The sequence below is a fragment of the Streptomyces murinus genome (assembly GCF_002154555.1).
In the GTDB taxonomy this organism is placed as follows: Bacteria; Actinomycetota; Actinomycetes; order Streptomycetales; family Streptomycetaceae; genus Streptomyces; species Streptomyces murinus.
Window position 1 is genome coordinate 1 of sequence record NZ_MUNF01000277.1, and the last position, 1,248, is coordinate 1,248.

The following is a 1,248-nucleotide window of genomic DNA, read 5'->3' on the forward strand; positions in this document are numbered from 1 at the left end:
ACGTAGTGCAGGTCGGCCTGGGTGACGGTGGCGCGATGGATCTTGGACTTGAACATGGTTCGCAGCACTTTGGACTCCTGAAAGACGGCTCCCCGCCTGCTTTCTGCAGGTCAGGGGCGCCTTTCACTGTACATCGGCAAGTCTTGCGCCCGAAGGCTTTCCATCCACAACATCGTGCGCCGCGGCGAGCGGGCTTCTCACCTGCGCGCTCTGCACGAAGCAGGCTGTCGAGAGATCCGGGGCAGGTTGCCAACTGGTCTTGGAGATCGTCTCGTTCGGTCTTCCAGGCAGCCCGGTGGATGACGATGGCTGTCGGGCGGTGGGATTACATGCCGCAACCAGGCCCGCTCCACTGCTCTGGCCTTTCGTCGGCGGTCATCGGGAGCCGGCACAGCTGGAGCGGGCCGGGGTGGAAGTCGGCTGTGTCGGGTCCAGCCATGTCTTCGCCGACGAGATAGCGGTAGAGCCATTCGGCAAAGCTCATGTCGTACCGTGCCCAGCCGCCTTCGCCGTCCTCGACCAGGAGTCACGGACAGTGCCGTGCGCGGCGACGAGGAACAGGGTTTCGCCTCGGTCGGTGCCTGCGATCGGTCGCAGTCCGTCGCAGGTGCCGAAAGTCAACTCCGCGAGCCCGAACAGCAGGCGGGGGTCATCCTCCGGGTCGAGGTCGCCCCAGCACACATCGGACCAGGCGCGGACCTTGTCCCGTATGTGTTGGCTCAGATTCCAGCGCTCAGTCGCGGGGTGGCCGCAGATAGAGGTGCCGTTGAGCTGGACGGGGGCATACGCGTTTACAAGGGTCCTGCAGTCGGTCGGCAGCCGGATGCCGAGCTCTGCGTGGAGGCGGTCCCAGGCGGCGGGATCCGTGTAACGGTTCTGGGCCGGGCCGAGCATCGTCATGGTGGCGGCCAGGTAGTCGGTCATGACGCCCCTCTCTGGCGTCCCTCACCCGATCGCGCCACTGATCGCCCCCATGGTCGACCTGTCCGTCGTCGGGCTCCTGGTCGCCCTGCGCTTCCTCGCCCTGCGCGGCGTTCCCAAGTGTGAGCTGAAGGCCGGTACCCGGCTGCTGCACCTGTGCGGCCTGTTCACGCTCGCGCTGAACACCGCAGAACCGCTGCTGGCAGGACGCTACGGACGGGCCTGCCTGGACACCGTCGCCCCGCTCCTGCTGCTCGGCTGGGGCCACGTCGGCCCCGCCTTCCTCGCCCAGTTCCACACCCCACCCACCTTGGCCCGTACCCGGAG

General features: G+C 67.0%; 2 protein-coding genes and 1 pseudogene. 1 reads left to right on the forward strand and 2 read right to left on the reverse strand.

Translation table 11 applies throughout. The annotated features are described in order from the left end of the window. A partial coding sequence (locus CCN72_RS38095) for an aspartate 1-decarboxylase (protein ID WP_143664125.1) occupies positions 1-68 on the reverse strand: 68 nt, incomplete at its 3' end. A gap of 412 nt (positions 69-480) precedes the next feature. Continuing rightward, positions 481-924, reverse strand: coding sequence for a hypothetical protein (locus CCN72_RS17925; RefSeq protein WP_244174296.1), 444 nt, complete (start codon positions 922-924; stop codon positions 481-483). Between CCN72_RS17925 and CCN72_RS17930 the strand changes: the two are divergent. Then, positions 923-1,248, forward strand: a pseudogene (locus tag CCN72_RS17930) (DUF2637 domain-containing protein); the annotation flags it as partial. The gene CCN72_RS17925 and the pseudogene CCN72_RS17930 overlap by 2 nt on opposite strands.

Bases quoted from the DNA above. Each gene is read 5' to 3' on its own strand.
- CCN72_RS17925 (WP_244174296.1), bottom strand. From the start codon at position 924: ATGACCGACTACCTGGCCGCCACCATGACGATGCTCGGCCCGGCCCAG.